The organism is Olsenella uli (assembly GCF_901212655.1).
Lineage (GTDB): Bacteria > Actinomycetota > Coriobacteriia > Coriobacteriales > Atopobiaceae > Parolsenella > Parolsenella uli_A.
Window position 1 is genome coordinate 28,912 of the sequence record NZ_CAAKON010000005.1, and the last position, 16,833, is coordinate 45,744.

13 protein-coding genes and 3 pseudogenes are annotated in these 16,833 nt (G+C 61.0%); 2 read left to right on the forward strand and 14 right to left on the reverse strand.

The window, feature by feature from the left end; translation table 11 throughout:
• Window positions 1-15: 15 nt before the first annotated feature.
• The 13 genes and pseudogenes from EFAMC2_RS00860 to istA form a co-directional block, all read right to left on the reverse strand.
• On the reverse strand, window positions 16-2,460 hold the full coding sequence (locus EFAMC2_RS00860) for a glycogen/starch/alpha-glucan phosphorylase (RefSeq protein WP_187325059.1): 2,445 nt from the start codon (window positions 2,458-2,460) through the stop codon (window positions 16-18).
• A gap of 63 nt (window positions 2,461-2,523) precedes the next feature.
• Complete coding sequence (glgB, locus tag EFAMC2_RS00865) at window positions 2,524-4,941, reverse strand: 1,4-alpha-glucan branching protein GlgB (RefSeq protein ID WP_154026070.1); 2,418 nt, start codon at window positions 4,939-4,941, stop codon at window positions 2,524-2,526.
• 510 nt (window positions 4,942-5,451) lie between these two features.
• Entirely contained in the window at window positions 5,452-5,766 is a 315-nt protein-coding gene (locus tag EFAMC2_RS00870) for a hypothetical protein (protein WP_154026072.1), read from the reverse strand.
• 342 nt (window positions 5,767-6,108) lie between these two features.
• Window positions 6,109-6,231 (reverse strand): annotated as a pseudogene (locus EFAMC2_RS00875) (rubredoxin-like domain-containing protein); the annotation flags it as partial.
• Window positions 6,232-6,282: 51 nt separating this feature from the next.
• Window positions 6,283-7,953, reverse strand: coding sequence for an ATP-binding cassette domain-containing protein (locus tag EFAMC2_RS00880; protein ID WP_154026074.1), 1,671 nt, complete (start codon window positions 7,951-7,953; stop codon window positions 6,283-6,285).
• A complete protein-coding gene (locus tag EFAMC2_RS00885; protein WP_154026076.1) occupies window positions 7,913-8,632 on the reverse strand; it encodes a radical SAM protein in 720 nt (239 codons plus the stop codon). Before EFAMC2_RS00885 ends, EFAMC2_RS00880 begins: the two co-directional genes overlap by 41 nt.
• Window positions 8,633-8,737: 105 nt before the next feature.
• Complete coding sequence (locus EFAMC2_RS00890; protein ID WP_187325060.1) at window positions 8,738-9,241, reverse strand: hypothetical protein; 504 nt, start codon at window positions 9,239-9,241, stop codon at window positions 8,738-8,740.
• A 49-nt stretch (window positions 9,242-9,290) separates the two neighbouring features.
• A complete protein-coding gene (locus EFAMC2_RS00895) occupies window positions 9,291-10,073 on the reverse strand; it encodes a hypothetical protein (protein WP_154026080.1) in 783 nt (260 codons plus the stop codon).
• Window positions 10,073-10,906 carry a hypothetical protein gene (locus tag EFAMC2_RS00900; RefSeq protein WP_261979960.1) on the reverse strand — a complete coding sequence of 278 codons (834 nt, stop codon included), beginning with the start codon at window positions 10,904-10,906 and terminating at the stop codon, window positions 10,073-10,075. Before EFAMC2_RS00900 ends, EFAMC2_RS00895 begins: the two co-directional genes overlap by 1 nt.
• A complete protein-coding gene (locus tag EFAMC2_RS00905; RefSeq protein ID WP_154026084.1) occupies window positions 10,906-11,820 on the reverse strand; it encodes an ABC transporter ATP-binding protein in 915 nt (304 codons plus the stop codon). Before EFAMC2_RS00905 ends, EFAMC2_RS00900 begins: the two co-directional genes overlap by 1 nt.
• Before the next feature lie 789 nt (window positions 11,821-12,609).
• Complete coding sequence (gene istB / locus EFAMC2_RS00910; RefSeq protein WP_187325062.1) at window positions 12,610-13,350, reverse strand: IS21-like element helper ATPase IstB; 741 nt, start codon at window positions 13,348-13,350, stop codon at window positions 12,610-12,612.
• A complete protein-coding gene (locus tag EFAMC2_RS00915) occupies window positions 13,351-14,073 on the reverse strand; it encodes a Mu transposase domain-containing protein (protein WP_154026087.1) in 723 nt (240 codons plus the stop codon).
• A gap of 31 nt (window positions 14,074-14,104) precedes the next feature.
• Window positions 14,105-14,893, reverse strand: a pseudogene (gene istA / locus EFAMC2_RS10485) (IS21 family transposase); the annotation flags it as partial.
• Here istA and EFAMC2_RS10490 point away from each other — a divergent pair.
• Window positions 14,892-15,032: pseudogene (locus EFAMC2_RS10490) on the forward strand (hypothetical protein); the annotation flags it as partial. The pseudogenes istA and EFAMC2_RS10490 overlap by 2 nt on opposite strands.
• A 565-nt stretch (window positions 15,033-15,597) precedes the next feature.
• Window positions 15,598-16,422, forward strand: a complete 825-nt coding sequence (locus tag EFAMC2_RS00925; RefSeq protein WP_187325063.1) for a hypothetical protein — start codon at window positions 15,598-15,600, stop codon at window positions 16,420-16,422.
• A 74-nt stretch (window positions 16,423-16,496) separates the two neighbouring features.
• Here the strand turns inward: EFAMC2_RS00925 and EFAMC2_RS00930 are convergent, their stop codons facing one another.
• The gene (locus tag EFAMC2_RS00930) at window positions 16,497-16,826 is read right to left on the reverse strand and encodes a helix-turn-helix domain-containing protein (protein WP_154026089.1); all 330 of its coding nucleotides are present in this window, start codon (window positions 16,824-16,826) and stop codon (window positions 16,497-16,499) included.
• Window positions 16,827-16,833: the final 7 nt, after the last annotated feature.

Below are 16,833 nucleotides of genomic sequence, written 5' to 3' on the forward strand. Positions count from 1 at the left end.
CTTTCTAGCTAATGGTTACTCTTGGAGACCCCAGATGTCTGAGGCGTATTCCCCGATGGTTCGGTCGCTCGAAAAGTGACCGGAGTTGGCGATGTTGTGAAGCGCCCTGCGCTGCCAGGAGCGCTGGTCGTCGTACTCGCCGGTAAGCTGTTCCCAGGCCTTGACGTAGCTCTTGAAGTCCGCGAGGACGAGGTCGTAGTCGTTGTTGCCCATGAGCTCGTCGTGAATCTGCTGGAAGTTGCCCGAGAGGCGCGCGAAGGTGCCGTCGGTGAGCTGCTTGACGCAACGGCCAACACCCTGCGGGTCGCCGTTGACGACGTCCCACGCGAAGTACTTGCCGCTGGCCTTGAGCTCCTCGACCTCGTTCTCCTTGAGGCCGAAGATCTTCTCGTTCTCCATGCCCGCGAGCTCGGCGATCTCCACGTTGGCGCCATCGAGCGTGCCAAGGGTGAGGGCACCATTCATCATGAGCTTCATGTTCGAGGTGCCCGAGGCCTCCTTGCCGGCTGTGGAGATCTGCTCGGAGATGTCCGCGGCGGGATAGATGAGCTCGGCATTGCTCACGGCGAAGTTGGGGATGAAGACGACCTTGATGTAGTCGTTCACGCGCTCGTCGTTGTTGACGACGTCTGCGATGGAGTTGATGAGGCGGATAACCTCCTTGGCGAAGGTGTAGGCACTCGCCGCCTTGCCGGAGAAGATGAAGGTCGTCTTGTGCGGCTTGTAGCTCGGGTCATCAAGCATGCGATTGTAGATGTACATGACCTTGAAGGCGTTGAGCAGCTGGCGCTTGTAGGCGTGGAAGCGCTTGACCTGCACGTCGAAGATCGAGTCGGGGTCGACCTCGATGCCCACCGTCTTCTTGATGTAGTCGGCCAGGCGGTCCTTGTTGACGCGCTTGCTCTTGGCCAGCTCGTCCAGGAACTCGTCATCGTCGTAGTAGGCCCCGAGCTTCTTGAGCTCGTCGGCATCCTTCAGCCAGCCGTCGCCGATCTTCTCGGTGATGAGCTTGGAGAGGCTCGGGTTGGAGTTGCCGAGGAAGCGGCGCGGCGAGATGCCGTTGGTCTTGTTGTTGAACTTCTCGGGCGTGAGCTCGTAGAAGTCATGCAGGGTCTCGCGCTCGAGAATCTCGGTGTGGATGGCGGCGACGCCGTTCACGCTATGGCTGCAGATGACGGAGAGGTTGGCCATGCGCACCTGACCGTCCCACAGGATGGCGGTGTTGCGAAGCGCCTCGTGCCAGTTCTCCTTGTCACGCGGGAAGGAGTCCATGTAGCGGCGGTTGATCTCCTCGATGTACATGTACAGGCGCGGCAGCAGGCGACGGAAGGTGTCGATCGGCCACTTCTCGAGGGCCTCGGGCAGCACCGTGTGGTTGGTGTAGGAGACGGTGCGCGTGGTGATGTCCCACGCGGTATCCCAGTCCAGACCCTCCTCGTCAACAAGCACGCGCATGAGCTCGGCACCGCACATGGCGGGATGCGTGTCGTTGGTGTGAATGGCCACGAGGTCCGGGAAGGTCTTCCAGTCCGCGTCGGTGTGGTCGTACTTGAAGTTCCGGATAATCGAGGAGATGCCTGCGGAAACAAACAGGTACTCCTGCTTCAGGCGCAGGATGCGACCATGCTCGCCGGCGTCATTGGGGTAGAGAATCTGCGAGATAGCCTCGACGTCCGTGCGGTACTTGGAGGCCTTGGCGTAGTCGCCCGCGTTGAAGGCGTCCAGGTCAAAGTCCTCGTGCGCGGGGTAGGCGCTCCAAAGGCGCAGGCGGTTGATGGTCTTGCCCTCGTAGCCCACGATGGGCACGTCGTACGGCACGGCCTTAACGAGCTCGCCGCCCTCCTGGGTGAACCAGAACTTGCCGTCCTCGCCCTCGTGACGCACTACCTCGCCGCCAAAGCGCACGAGCACGGCGCTCTCGGGATGCTTGGTCTCCCAGGGGAAGCCCTTGTCCAGCCAGTTGTCCGTGACCTCGACCTGGCAACCGTCCTTGATCTCCTGCCTGAAGAGGCCATAGTGGTAGCGCATGCCGTTACCGAAGCCCAGGATGCCCTCCGCGGCCATGGAGTCCAGGAAGCACGCGGCAAGGCGGCCCAGGCCACCATTGCCAAGGCCCGGGTCCTGCTCCTCGGCGATAATGTCGTCGAGGTCGATGCCCATGGCGGCAAGGCCCTCCTCAACCTCGTCGCGGATGCCAAAGTTCAGCAGGTAGTTGTCGAGCAGCGGACCAAGCAGGAACTCGAGGGAGAAGTAGTAGACCTTCTTCTGCTTGCTCTTCTTGTTCTGCGAGTCGGAGCGGGCGAACTGCTCGTTGGCCTTCTCGGCGATAAGCTTGGCGAGGGCGCGGTAGCGCTGGCTGTTGTTGCAGTCCTTGAGGTCCTTGCCGGCCTCGGCGCGGAGCTTGGCGCGAAACTCCCCGGCGAAGTCCTCAGGCGTGGCAAATAGCTTGTTGATAGACATATGTCTCCTTTGCTGTGGTGGTCTCTGGCGAGTGTTTGGGCTCGGATTGGACCCGGCTCCAAACTACGCCTTGAGGCTCGAGGCCCCGCTGGTCTTTCCTGCCGCAGAGGACTTCTTTACAGAGGATTTACCAGCGGCTTGTTTCTTGGAAGCGTGGGTTGCCCCGGCAGCGGAGGCCGTCACCGAGGCGGGCTTGGCGGCTGTGCCGGCGACCTTCTTGCGAGACTTCGCGGCAGGGCTGGCGGCGGCACGACGGCGCGGCGCAGGCTTGGCGATTTTCTCCTCGGGCGGCTTGGGCGGCACGTAGCTCGACGGCCCCACGCGCTTGTAGATGGCGCCGGCCAGCGGCGGCACGTTCAGCAGCACGGAGTTATCGAAGCCGTGGCAGTCCTCCGGGCGGCTCGAGAGCACGCCCTCGTTGAGCTTGCCGGAGCCACCGAACTCGACGGCATCAGAGTTGAAGATCTCCCGCCAGTCACCCTCGCGCGGAACGGGCACGCGATAGCTCGCGCGGTAGTTCACGTCGAAGTTGATGAGCACCATGAGCTCGTCTTCCGGATTCTTGCCGCGGCGCACGAACGTGATGATCGAGTGCTCGGAGTCGTCCGCGTCGAGCCACTCGAAGCCACCCCACTCGTAGCTCTCCTCCCAGAGCGCCTTGTGCTCCAGGTAGAAGTTGTTGAGCGCCTCGATGAAGCGCTGGTGGTTGCGGTGCGGCTCATACTGCTCGGTGAGGAACCACTGGAGCGACTCGTAGTAGCGCCACTCGATATACTGCCCCAGCTCGTTGCCCATGAAGTTGAGCTTTCCGCCCGGGTGCGTGAGCTGGTAGAGCGCAAGCGTGCGCAGGCCCGCGAACTGGCGCCACTGGTCGCCCGGCATGCGCGTGATGAGCGAGCACTTGCCGTTGACCACCTCGTCGTGCGAGAGCGGCAGGATGAAGTTCTCGTTGAACGCGTACATGAGCGAGAACGTGATCATGCCGTGGTTGCCCGGACGCCAGGGGAAGTCGGTCTGCATGTAGTGCAGGGTGTCGTTCATCCAGCCCATGTCCCACTTGTAGTGGAAGCCCAGACCGCCGTCCGCGGGCGGGTAGGTCACGAGCGGCCACGCGGTGGACTCCTCGGCCATCATCATGACGTCGGGGAAGTACTTCTCCACCGCGGAGTTGGCCTGGCGGATGAACGCCGACGCGTCGAGGTCCTCCTCCGTGCCCTTCTCGTTGAACTTCTTGTCAGCCGGGTTGTCCACGCCGAAGTTGAGGTAGAGCATGCTGGACACGCCGTCCATGCGGATGCCGTCGGCGTGGAAGCGCTCGAGCCAGTACAGGGCGTTGGAGACGAGGAACGAGCGCACCTCGCCGCGCGCGAAGTCGAACTTGTGCGTGCCCCAGTTGGGGTGGATCTCGCGCTCGTAGAGCATCTTGCCGTTGAACGTGGCGAGGCCCTGCTCGTCAGCGCAGAAGCCGCCGGGCACCCAGTCGAGGATCACGCCGATGCCGGCCTGGTGGCAGGCGTCGACGAGGCGCATGAGGCCCTCGGGCGTGCCATAGCGGCTGGTGGGCGCGTAGTAACCGGTGACCTGGTAGCCCCACGAGCCGTCAAAGGGGTGCTCCATGACGGGCAGCACCTCGATGTGGGTGTAGCCCATCTTCTTGACATAGGGCACGAGCTCGGCGGCCAGGTCGTCATAGGTGTAGAAGCTGCCGCGCTGCGCGGGGAAGGGGTCGCCGGGGCCGGGGTAGGTGCCGTCCGGGCGCGGGTCGCCCTGCGGCTCGTCGCCGTGGCGGCGCCAGGAGCCGAGGTGCACCTCGTAGATGTTGAGGGGCTGGTGCATGTGGTCGGTCTCGCGGCGGTGCTTGAGCCAGACGTCGTCGCCCCAGGCGTAGGCGGGCTCGGCCGTGGTACGCGAGGCGGTGCCGGGGATCATCTCGGCGGAGAAGGCGTAGGGGTCGGCCTTGTAGAGCAGCTTGCCGTCGCGGGTCTCGATCAGGTACTTGTAGAGCTCGCCGGGGCGGACGCCGGGGACGAAGCCGTACCAGACGCCACCGGTGGGCGTGAGCGTGAGCGGGTTGGCCTTGGTGTCCCAGCCGTTGAACTCGCCCACGACGTGGACCGAGCGGACCTCCGGGGCCCAGACGGCGAAGCGGTAGCCATCCTGGCCGCCCTCGGCGGTGGGATGGGCACCCATCTTGTCGTAGCTGCGGTACCACGTGCCGGCAGCCATGAGGTAGAGGTCGTCCGGGGTGATGGCGAGGGAGGCGGCCGGCGCGGGCTTGACGGCCGGCGCGGGCTTTGCAGGCTTGGCTGCGGGCTTGGCGGCCGGCGCGGGCTTGACGGCCTTCGCGGCCTCGGCAGCCTTCGCGGGCGCAGCCGCCTTCGTGGTGGGCCTCTCGCCAGCGAGCTTCTCGGCACCCGGCTTCCTGGCTGTTGCCGCCCTCGACGAACTCGTGCTCGTACCTGCTGCCTTTGCCTGACTCATCAAGCACCCCTTCCTTGCCCACATCTCCCCCGACGGGCATCGCGAGCGCCGCCATTGGGCGGGCACGACGCGGCCTCAAGCCGGCGGGCATCCAGCTCCTGGTGGGGAGCTGGGGCTATATGGGCTCCGGTCGGGGCCGAAAGACATCTCCACTTTATCCCCATAGAGACCAAACGGACCCGGCCTTTTATTAGGAGTCGGTAAACGGAGTGTTTCGCCGTCGATTGGGCTCTTCTTTGATGGTCGTTTGTATGAAGGGAGCATAAGGACAAGGCGTTAAGCAGCACTTATATTGCGAGTAAATTAGCCTATCGGCTTGCATTCAATTGGGTGCTACCTGCTGTTTTCGACACCAACCCTGTGTGGCCTTTTGTCTCACCTGCGGTTTTCTTGACGTCTGATGCGCCCGCTCTAATAAATGCAAGCGTCCATCGGCAAACGGCAGGGCACCCGACCCGCGGGGCCTTCGCACACCGCAGGCTGCCACGGCGCAGAAGCCCGGCTCACACCCTAGCCGACGGACTCCCCCGTGACCTTGCAGATGAGCATGGTGCGGACGTCGGCGCCCGTTGAGTAGCAGGTAGAGAGGCCAATCAGCTGGTCTCCCTCGTCATATGCGCCCGCGCGCTCGAAGACGGCGGTTTCGTGTGCGCGGGCGACCAAGCGGTCCATGTCCTCGGGGTCAAACGGCGTGTCGTACATGTCGGTGTCGCAGGCGTCCGCCCGGCACACCGCAACGGCCTCAAGGCTCAGCGCGCGGTCGGGCAGCACGAGCGAGGCCGTGTCGTTCTCGTCAAAGAAGTCCCGCTCCAGGAAGCGGTCCATGTCGCCGAACCTGCCCGCGCAGAGTCGTGCGCGATTATTGCAGTTTTTGGCGTTGTGCCAGAGTAAACGCCCCTACCGGGCCGCCCGTGGGCCACAAAACTGCAGGTCAGCCGAATGCCCAATTCCAAGCTACTCGAGGTGAAGGGGCCAAACTGCAATAATCTCGCACGAGTCGCTCTCGAAGCGCTCACGAGTCACTCCAGAGCCTCTCGAGGAGCAGCAATCGGCCCCGAAAGGCCCGCAGCCGGGCATCGAACCGCACAAAAAAGGCCCGCCTCCACATGGAGACGGGCCCAAGGCTCGAGAACAGCCGTGGCACAGTGCCGCAGCGCCAGCCGCCTGCTAGTAGTTGACGACCTGCTCCTCGAAGTAGGACTGCGGGTGCTTGCAGACCGGGCAAATCTTCGGGGCCTTCTCGCCAACGTGCAGGTGACCGCAGTTGAGGCACTTCCAGACCTTGACGCCCGGGAACCGCCCCATTCCGCCCATAATTCCGCTCATTCATTTGAGTTGAATTCAGTTATCCCGGTCACTTTCCAGCCAGTAAACTTCATCGCACGCCGATAGCAACTCCTCATCATGCGTAACGACAATCACGATATGGTCTCCTTTCTTCTTTTGGAGTATCCGAATAAGGCTATTGCGACTACTCGAATCGAGGGCTGATGTTGGCTCGTCGAAAAGCATGACACTTGGATCTTTAAGAAGCAGCCTAATAATCGCAATCTTTTGCTTCTCTCCTCCGGAGATGCTCAGACCCTTCTCGTTAAGAATGGTTCCAAGACCATTGGGGGCCGCGGACACCATCTCGCATAGGCCAAACTCATTGATATATCCATCAAGGTTGCTAGCATCCCAATCAGAAGAAAGAAGCGTTAGGTTTGCCTCAATGGTGTCCTCAAGAACTGTCGGCTCTTGCTCGGTGACGCCAATACACTCGGAACGCAGCGCATAGCGATCAATTTCGCTTTGACTAATGCCGTCATATAAAACCGCGCCACTCATGTCATCCGGATACACGCCCAGGAGGATATCGAGAAGCGTGCTCTTTCCCGCCCCATTCGACCCGGCAATTCCATATAGCTTCCCCCTCTGGAAGCGGAAGTCCTGGACCTCAAGGGCCTTCTTTTCAAATCCAGGATAGGAAAGACCAATGCCTTTGCAATCAATTCTGCTTACGCAGCTAAGCCGGACCTCACCGTTCCGCTCCTCTTGGATATCCCATATTCGACGGAGCCGCTCATAGCTCACCCGACTAGCCTGATAGTCCTTCCCCCATGTAAGAAAATACTGTATGACTGCACTGAGGCTCTCGTAGTACCCCGCCGCTGTCACAAGATAGCCAGGCAGCAACCTCCCACTAGCGACCTCGATGGCCCCAGCGACCAGAAGAAGACCTTGCGCGGCAGACCTAGCGATGGCGTTGCTTAGCGCGAAGCGTGAATTTACCTCTTGGTTAGAACGGATAGAAGGATACAACCCATCAAAAGCACCGGTTAGACCGTCCTTAAACCGGTCAAAAAGAATGTGTCGACGCAGAAATGCAGCTTTATCTAACTGATCTTGCAACTTCGAGAAAAAGAGAGCTGAGTGCTCCTGCATATCAAAGCACTTATTAAACAAGCCCCGCCGAAAAACACGATATAGGCTTCCTGCCACTGCCGCTAAGAGCACACACACAAAGCCGACTCTCACATTGATTGTCAACAGAATAATGAAGACCGCAATCAGTACAGCCACATTGCTTGTAAGCTGAACTATCGACCCTAATACAAAAATCACAAGGTCGTTCGCATCATGGTTTATTTGCTGCGTATAGTATGCTGCATCGAATCGTTTGAAAAAGGATTGCGGGAGTCGCTTGACGTGCTCCAGTGTATCCAGATTGAGCCTATATCCCGCATGTGACTGCAAATTCACATAGAGCATTTCCGAAAGGTAGGTCAAAGCCGCTTGCCCCACCTGCATGAGGATGAGCAAAAGGCAAAGAAACCCAACCCGCTTTACCTGCATGTCATCACCAGAAATAAGCTGGTTGATAACCATGCCTGTAAAAAATGGAGTCGCAAGCGATATAATCCCCACGAAAACACTTGCAATTAGATATGCCCAAAATTTAACATTCGATAGGTACTTCCAGCAAAGCCTAAGCATGAACTCCGCCTGTTTCGGATGCCTGGCGCGCATCACTCATCATTTTCGACAGCAGCATCTTCTGCTCAGCATCATAGCGAAAAGAGACACAGTGCTTTTCATTGCCATTTAAGGCGTGATTGGGACATCCACCCATGCACATAGGAAAAGCAAAGCAGTCGCGACATTCTTGGTCTTCAGGCTCATAAGACATCCATCGAATCATGTTGGCATTCAATACTGGCTGCTCAAAAATGGAACCGACTTTGCATTTGATTCTTCCGATGTCATCCCAACATTTGTATAGATTGCCCAAAGGATCAACAACATAGGAATTGATTCCAACCGCGCAGCAAATGCCAAGATTCGTGCCACCAAAGGGCTGTACTTTGAACCCTCTTTGAATTGCCTGCCGATAGAACTCGGTCTCTTCTTGGGAAAACTGCTTAATCGTGAAGCACTGGTTATCATTCGTGCAAACGTTATTAATATTATCAACTGGAGCAAGATAGAAATGAACCTTGTTCTTGAGTCCATTCTTTTCTAAGTATTCAAGCAGTTCAAACGAAGAACTAATATTCGTCTTGTCAACGTTGCTGCGAATCGTAATATCAAGGATGTCTGCACATTCTTTTACATTTTGCAGTATTCGCTCATAGGTTGGTCCTCCCCCGTGGAGCACCCTACGAGAATCGTGGTCCGCCTTTGCGCCATCGATGGTTACTTGTGCCATCTTGACGTCACATGCCACAAGCCTTCTTGCGATATCGGAGGTTAGCAAATAACCATTCGTAACGATTGAGGCCCCATATGAACACGCAGAACCAACGGCAGCCTTTCATAGCTCCGTGATGCGCTCGATTTTTATGAGGCCAAGTAAAGGCTCGCCCCCATACCAACCGACAGTAAGGTTAGTAATATTCGGATAATTCTCACGGACAAACAAAGGAAGCTGATTAACCACTTCATCATTCATTGACGTGTACTTTTGACCTTTTTCATAGCAGTATGGACAACAAAAGTTACATGCCATTGTGGGCGCTATCGTTAGATTTAGATTCATATTTGAATAACGAGCTGCGCGACTCTGTAGTCTTAACTCCATATACTCGTCGCGTTCATCGTCCACAAGCATTCCGCCGCGCATGAGTTCACGAACCAGGTCATCCGCGTCCTCGAATTTGCCCTGAAGAACTCGGCGGTACTTCTCCGTGTACTCCCGGTTAAGACAGAGCATCCCTCCTCCGCGGGCATTCATGATGAGCGTTGTATCACCATCACCATACGTGACATTAAATCTTGACGCTCTCATCATGCGACGTCCTCCGATTCCTTCCGGCATAGCTCTTTTCGGTTAAAGATGTTTATTCAATCAACAAATATGTGCTTGGTTAGCCCCTTCTATATCGAAGCACCTTCGAGACACAGAGAGCCAATATGCAAGCAATCACGCTCGCAAAAGAGAAGACGATAACCTCCAGCCCTGAATGAAGGGCACCTACGCCACACACTCGCATCCAATAGAACATGTGCATAGGCATGGCATCACCCGGAGAAGCCATGGCGGCAATGAGCCCGGCATACGTCGCCACAATAAGCCCTCCTGAAACCAGTGCTTTGACACGCAGGAGGGCAAACGCGGTAACGCACAACACCACGTAGCTAACGTTAAGAAAGGTGCAGAGGAAAAGCCTGTGAATCAAAAGAACGACGCTGCCAGCTCGTCCGGCTGCAGTATACGCAGCGAAACAAATTAAGGTGAAGACCGCAAAGCCAAGTACGAGCCACGTGGAAGCCACGAGCGCCCTAGCCAAATATAGAGAAGCCTCCGTTACGCCCCTCGCACGCGATACGGACATGCAGGCACTCTCCTTAGAGGAGGCGAATAGCGAGCCGACCACAACAACGGCAACAGCGGGAAAGAGCAGCGCGTGGGCAAGGGAAGCAGCAACGACGTGCTCAGTAATTGAGTCACCGATATTATTCAGCTCAAAATAGGAGACGTCCGCAGAAAACCCAATAAACCAATCCCCAGTCCCCGCCGACACCCAAGCCCCCGCACCGGCCATGACGTAGAGGAGCCCCATTCCCACGTAAAACAGCGACAGCATAATTCCGAGGTGTATTCGGCCTCCGCGGAAGAACTCTGATCGAATGACACTTGTAGCCATCATCAGAGCGCCTCCCTCACCTTGAGCGCCCCAACAGAAACGAGCATCGCTGCAAAGGCGGCTATGGCGCTGTAGGACAACGCTTCGCTCGCTCCTACCGACCTGAAGCACAACGCACATACATTCATTAGATAGAAGACAGCAGATAGGTAAAGAAGCGGACTCCAGGGGCCCGTCCCATCGCCGTATGCGCTGGGAAATAACGCCAAAACGAGGAGGGAAAGAACGATGGACACCACGCTGGCTGCAATTGCGCTTCTCGTTAGATGGAACAACGAGAATGTCTCCACAAACAGCACCGCAAGCAGAATTGCGCCAAGAGCTGCCGGTACAGCAAAGCGACTCATGCCCTCCCAGGAGACCACGCCGGCATACTGAATCAATTTGCAGATGAACGAAATTCCACTAAACACAACAAAGCAAAGACAGATGAGTGCGCCATGTGTTGCGCATTTAGCTATTGCCAGACTAATGTCAGAAATGCCCCTTGCCTTTGCAACGTCATAGCTTGCTGATACATAGTCGTGCGAGGTCACGGCAACGGCATAGACAATGACCAAAGGTATCCACAGTATTGTGAAGACCATTGAGGTGCGCGCTGCCGAACCTGCAACGTCATTACCGTCAATTAGGTTTCCGATAAAGCCAATCGCGCCGCCAACCCTATTTGGATTGTCACCCGCAACCATGAACAGAAGAGCATCTTGCTCATCTGAAGAAGAGCAGACCGTCACAAGCATCAAGGCAAAAGCTGCTAAAACAAAAGCCTGCGCCTGCCGGCTTCTCGATAGGCGCCAAACCTCGCTGTTAATTAAGGCAAGCATATTCGGGCGCATCATCCATCACCCTCACACGCAATCAGGTCGGCATAGTACTCCTCAAGGCTCTGCTGCTTTGAATAGGCCTCTTGGACGCTGAATCCAGCGCCCAAGAGAATCTTGACGACCGCGCCAGAATCCCCTCGGAAATCGTCCAAGACGAGCTTGTCGCCATCGATGTAAGCTCCATGAGTTCCGCGGCGCCTCAGCTCCATAAGGGCCTGTTCCTGATCGCAAACGCTCAGAATAAGGCGTCGCTTGCAATTTGCGTCCAGCTCTTCAGCAGTAATGCTGCGCAAAATGCGGCCATGGCTGATGAACTCGTAACGAGATGCGATCTTGTGTAGCTCTTCGAGGTTGTGGCTGGAGACGAGTATTGTTTTACCGAGACGCTCGTTAAGGTCCGAAAGCAAGTTTCTAATGCCCTTGATGCCCATTGGGTCTAGTCCGTTCGTCGGCTCATCAAGTATTAGGAAATCGGGATCGCCCAACAGGGCGATAGCAAGGTCCAAACGCCTCTTCATGCCCATCGAGAAGCCGGCTGCTCGCCTCTTTCCCGCCCCCTCAAGCCCAACAAGCCTCAAGATGCCTTCGACATTTGCTTGCGACACGCCCCATTCCATGCAGCGGACAAGCAGATTGTCCTCCGCATCAAGATTGGGGTAGAACGCGTTGGCATCCGGCATGTAACCAATTCGAGAACGCGAGTAACGGATGGACTTCGGATCTGAGTGTCCAAAAATGGTCAAATGTCCTGAGGAGGGAATCGTAAGCCCGTTAATGATTCGAATTAGGGTGCTTTTGCCCGCACCGTTCTCTCCTATCAGTCCATAGATCTCGCCCTGTTCAATATTCATGTCCACCGAGTCGATAGCCACGAACCTGCCGAAGCGCTTCGAGATATCACGCAGGCTCACAATGGAGTTACCCACGCCGAGCACCTCCTCTTAACGACCAGAAGAGGAGCGATGCTCGCAGTCCGCGGAGCACGAGCATCGTCCCCCATTAGTCCACTAGACTCGCACACCTGCTACAGCGCGCCGCGTTAATCCTCTAAAAGCGAACGGAGCACGCCTGATACGGGCACTTGCCGGGACAACCGCCATGGGCATAGATGAAACAGTTATTGCAACTCGGACCGACATCTGCCATCGGCTCATTGACCCACTGCATTTCATTCCCTCCTCAACAAAATACGCTTGTCCGCCTTGAAAGCAAAGCTAATAACGAAATGGGCACACCTTGCTAGGACACTTCGCCGGACAGCCGTCGTGCGCATAAAAAAACAATGCACACAAGCTGGAGCAGCGCTGCCGCTGGGCTCATTAATCCAAGTCTTCCACCTCCTCCTCTAAGTAGCAACTACCTAGATAATGTTATCTAGAATCAATAATAGCATTCTTATTTGAGAATCTGCCCGCGTTATTAAAAAACTCTGCGTTGATTTTCATCTCCAGCGGAACACTCTCAAAACTCATCGCGACGCGTCGCGCTGAGTCCGGCGGAACGGGGCATCCATCCCACTGAGGGGGCCGCGACGGGCGGCCCCGGGAGGGATCGGAGGTCCCCATGGCCAAGAGGAAGAAGCCCCCGGGCAGGGCGTACTCGAGGCTCACCAGGCACGAGCGGAACGAGTGTGTTCTGTCAACAGGATTTGAGCAGAAATCGCATCTGGATTTGAGCAGCTCCGTCACGGATGTGAGCATGGAAAACTGAGCGGGTCAGGCCTGCTGCATGAGCGCGTTGCGCACGCGGTACGATTCCCCGCGGAACCTCAGAAGCCGGCCGTGGTGCACCACGCGGTCGATCACGGCGGCCGCCATCTGGTCGTCGCCGAAGACCTGGCCCCACCGCGAGAACTCGAGGTTGGTCGTGATCACCACCGACTGCCTCTCGTAGGCCTCCGAGACCACCTGGAACAGCAGGCGCGCCCCGTCGACGTCGAGCGGCAGGAACCCCAGCTCGTCGACGACGAGCATGCCGGCCCTGCCTATCTGGGCGAGCTCGCGGTCGAGCCTGTCCTCGTCGCGCGCGCGGCGCAGGCGCATCACGAGCGCGGAGGCGGTGAAGAAGCGGGCCTCGACCCTGGCCTGGCACGCCAGCGCGCACAGCGCGCTCGCCATGTGCGTCTTGCCGCAGCCGACGTCGCCCATGAGGACGAGGTCCTCGCGCCGCTCCAGGAAGGAGAGCGACAGCAGGTCGGGCCGCCCGAAGCCGTCCGGCCACGCCACGGCCGACCAGTCGTAGCCGTCGAAGGTCTTGGGCGCCGGCAGCGCGCAGCGCCTGAGCAGCGACGCCCTCTTCGACGCCTCGCGGCTCGCGCGCTCCGCCTCGAGGTAGGAGGCCAAGTACTCGACCTGCTTGGGGCTCCCGAGCGTCGACCACTCGCGCAGCACCGACGTCGTCAGGCCGCAGGAGCGGCCCGCCGAGACGACCCTGGAGGCCAGCTCGCCGGCCGCCACCTACGCCACCTCCCCTTTGGCGAGGGCGTCGTAGACGGACAGGTCGGCGCCGCCGCCTGCGGGGCCGCCCGCGGCGATCCTCCTGGCGGCCATGTCCACCTCGGCGTCCCCGGGGACATGGCCGCGCGAGAGCGCCTCGCGCGCCGCCTCGCACGCCGCATCGAACCCGCTCGGGCCGGCGGCCCTCGATATGGCCCTGAGCACCCGCCTGCGCCCCGCCGCGTCCAGGCGGTCGATCGCGTCGACAAGCGCCGGCGGCATGTCGCGGCGCACGGGCGACTCGCCGAAGGCGCGGGGCCTGGTCACGAGCGCCGGGATGAGCGACAGGGGGCTCCTCACGGGCTCGCCCTCGCCGAAGGCCCTGGGCAGCTCGGCGACGCGCCTGCCGCGGTCCGCCAGGATCTCCACGCTGCCGGCGCGCACGCCCACGGTGAGGCGCCTGTCGTGCCAGGCGGGCCCGGCCAGGTAGAGCCTGCCGTCGACGGTCACGTAGCCGCGCTTGTCGGACCTCGCCGAGACCCACCTCACCGCGTCGAAGGGCGCGCCCGGCAGCGCCGGCATCGCGGCGAGGTCCTCGGCCATCGCCTCGGGCGTCGGGCGCCCGTCGCGGCACCTGGAGCCCTCGTTGACGCGCCGGCACCCCTCGGCGAGCCTGGCGTTGAGCTCGGCGAGCGAGGCCGCCCCGGGCACCGGCACCAGCAGGTTCCTCCCCAGGAAGCCCACGGCGTTCTCGACGGACCCTTTTCTCGTGGCCCGAGTACGGGTTGCAGTAGCGGCTCGAGCAGCGGTAGTGCGCCCTGAAGCGGGAGAAGAGCTCCGACTCGGTCACGACCCCCGCGATCCGCCTGCCGGCCTCCGTGGCGTTGTCGAGCACGAGCGCCGTCGGCGCGCGGCCCATCTGGGCGAATATGCCCGCGAGGCCCTCGCAGAGGCACTCGGAGCGCTCGGACATCCCCGCGGCGCAGAACCTCGCGTCGGGGTGCGGCAGCGTGAGGACCAGCAGCTTGGGCGCGACCTCGCGGCCGGCGAGCACGGCGGCGAAGTTGCCGTAGTCGACCTGCGCCGTGCCGGGCGCCCACTCGAGCTCGAGGAACCCGCCGCCCGCGGCGGCGCGCCCGGCCCTCCACTCGGCGACGTGGCGGCAGACGCTCGAGTAGGAGCCGGAGTAGCCCCGCTCCGCGACGAGCCTGTCGTAAATCCTCTTGGCGGTGTGGCGCTGCTTGCGCGGGGCGCCGAGTTCGGCCGCGAGCGCCGAGCCGATCCACTCCTCGTGGCCGGCGAGCGACGGGCGGGCCCTCTCGGCGAGCAGCGGCGGCGCTGGCGACATGTCCTCCATGTCGGCGTACTTGGCCACGGTGTTGCGGCTCACGCCGAGCTCGCGGGCGATCTCGGCCCTAGCGACGCCCCGGGCGTCCATCTCGCGTATATCATGTTGGGTCTGCAGGGGCATGGTCATCCTCTCCTCCTCCTGGGCGCGTCTCGCCAAAGTCGGCGCCCAGACAGGATTGTCTCGTGTGGGCCATGCCCTCGCCCTTGCGGGCATGGCCGTCGTGCGGAATCCGCTCGATTCCCGTTGCGCGCGCTGCTCAAAAATCAGTGCGAACTCTGCTCAGTTCATATTGAATACAAACAACGAGATCGCGCGCGGCCTGGACCGCTGCCAGGGGTGCAGGGAGATCGCCCGCTCCCTCGGCCGGGCCCCGTCGACCGTCGCCAACGAGGTGGCGGCGCGCCGCTACGTGACGGCGCCCCGGGCGCTGCGGGGCGAGGGGGCGCCGGCGGACGCGGAGCTCGCCGCCGCGTGCCCGAGGCTCGGGGCCTGGCCCCGCTGCTGCAACGGCTGCCCCCGCCGGAGGGGGTACGGCTGCCCCGGGAGGCCGCAGGTCTTCTACGACGCGCGCATGGCCCAGCGGGAGGCCGACGCGGTCCTGTCCGGCTCCAGGCGGGGCCCGGACTGCACGGAGGCGGAGGCCGCGTCGATAATCGCCGTCATCAGGGACGGCCTGGCGCGCGGGCTCTCCCCGGAGCAGATCGCGGGCGCGAACCCCGGCGCCGTCCCGAGCGCCTCCACGACATGCCGGTGGGTCGACGCGGGCTACGCCGGGATGACGGCCCTCGACCTGCGCCGCAAGGTCGGCTACAAGAAGAGGCGCGGCGAGGCCCCCGGGCGCTCGACCTCGCACTCCGCCCGCAGGTCGCACGCCTCGTTCCTCTCGCTCGGGGAGGCCTGCGCGGGGGGCGTGGGAGATGGACTCGGTGCTCGGCGCGAGGGGCGACTCCGCGAGGGTCCTCACCCTGCTCCACCGGCCGACCCGGTTCCAGCTGGCGCTGCCCCTCGCCGACGGGACCCGCTCCGAGGTGCTCGCGGCGCTGCGCGGGCTCTCCGCCCCGCTGGGCGGCCCCGCCGGGGCGCGCCGGGTCTTCGGGCTCGCCCTCACCGACAACGGCCCCGAGTTCTCCGACGAGGGGGCCATCGCTTCCCTGCTCGGGGAGCGCCCCGGGGAGACGAGGCTGTTCTACTGCGACCCGCGCCGGGCCGACCAGAAGGGCGCCTGCGAGCGCAACCACGTCGAGCTCAGGAAGCTGCTCCCCAAGGGCGCGAGCATGGAGGGCCTCACGGCGGCCGGCCTCGCCGAGGCCATGTCGATGCTCAACTCCGAGCCCAGGCCCGCCCTGGGCGGGGCCCTGCCGATACGGCTCTTCCGGGCCGCGCTCGGGGAGGACGCCGAGGCGCTCCTCGCCGCGCTCGGGGTCCGAGAGGTGCCCTACGGCGAGCTGCTGATGTCGCCGGCGGCGGTCGGCCGCGCCGGTGGGAGGGGGGCAGGCCCGGGTCATAGGGCCGGGACACAGCCGAGGCCCGCGCGCGGGCCCGTCGCGCTGGCTCCGGAGCCGGGCGCGGCGGGCGGGCGGGGCGCGCCTCCGGGGGCAGCCAGGGGCCGGGGCCACGATCCCTCCACCTCGGAAAACGGGGGCGGGAGGGACCTCCGCCGCCCCTCCCGCCGTCGCGCTGGCTGCGGAAACCCCGATTCGGGCCAAACCGTCTCGCTGACCTTGCTAATCAACCTTAAATAAACTCTGCGGCACTTTGTGCCGCAGAGTTTCATAGACAGCCCTAATATAGGCAGCCCTATTAACGCCGCGATGGACTATTCGTCACTCAGGTCAACCACGCACACCCGCGTAGGCAGGCAGTCCGTTTGCCCATTGCCGCTCATCACCCTGTTAACGGCATGCTTTACCCTCTCTGTCGCCAAGCTCTCAAGTTCGTGCTCAGAGACACGCTTGATAAGGTCTCCAGGCTGACAATCCAACTCATCGCATATGTCCAGCAAGGTCTTGAGCCGAATCGCCTTAATCCTGCCGTTTCTGATCTTCGAGATATTTGCCGGCGTATGCCCAGTCGCACGGATAATGTCCGCACTCGTCTTCCCTCGCTGAAGCAGGAGGCTTTCAAGCTCGATAATGAGGTAATTCATGATGTCC

What these genes read in the sequence shown, in the direction of transcription:
- EFAMC2_RS00860 (WP_187325059.1), bottom strand. Translation starts at nt 2,460, where the DNA reads ATGTCTATCAACAAGCTATTTGCCACGCCTGAGGACTTCGCCGGGGAG.
- glgB (WP_154026070.1), bottom strand. Translation starts at nt 4,941, where the DNA reads ATGAGTCAGGCAAAGGCAGCAGGTACGAGCACGAGTTCGTCGAGGGCG.
- EFAMC2_RS00870 (WP_154026072.1), bottom strand. Translation starts at nt 5,766, where the DNA reads ATGGACCGCTTCCTGGAGCGGGACTTCTTTGACGAGAACGACACGGCC.
- EFAMC2_RS00880 (WP_154026074.1), bottom strand. Translation starts at nt 7,953, where the DNA reads ATGCGCGCCAGGCATCCGAAACAGGCGGAGTTCATGCTTAGGCTTTGC.
- EFAMC2_RS00885 (WP_154026076.1), bottom strand. Translation starts at nt 8,632, where the DNA reads ATGGCACAAGTAACCATCGATGGCGCAAAGGCGGACCACGATTCTCGT.
- EFAMC2_RS00890 (WP_187325060.1), bottom strand. Translation starts at nt 9,241, where the DNA reads ATGCCGGAAGGAATCGGAGGACGTCGCATGATGAGAGCGTCAAGATTT.
- EFAMC2_RS00895 (WP_154026080.1), bottom strand. Translation starts at nt 10,073, where the DNA reads ATGATGGCTACAAGTGTCATTCGATCAGAGTTCTTCCGCGGAGGCCGA.
- EFAMC2_RS00900 (WP_261979960.1), bottom strand. Translation starts at nt 10,906, where the DNA reads ATGCGCCCGAATATGCTTGCCTTAATTAACAGCGAGGTTTGGCGCCTA.
- EFAMC2_RS00925 (WP_187325063.1), top strand. Translation starts at nt 15,598, where the DNA reads ATGGACTCGGTGCTCGGCGCGAGGGGCGACTCCGCGAGGGTCCTCACC.
- EFAMC2_RS00930 (WP_154026089.1), bottom strand. Translation starts at nt 16,826, where the DNA reads ATGAATTACCTCATTATCGAGCTTGAAAGCCTCCTGCTTCAGCGAGGG.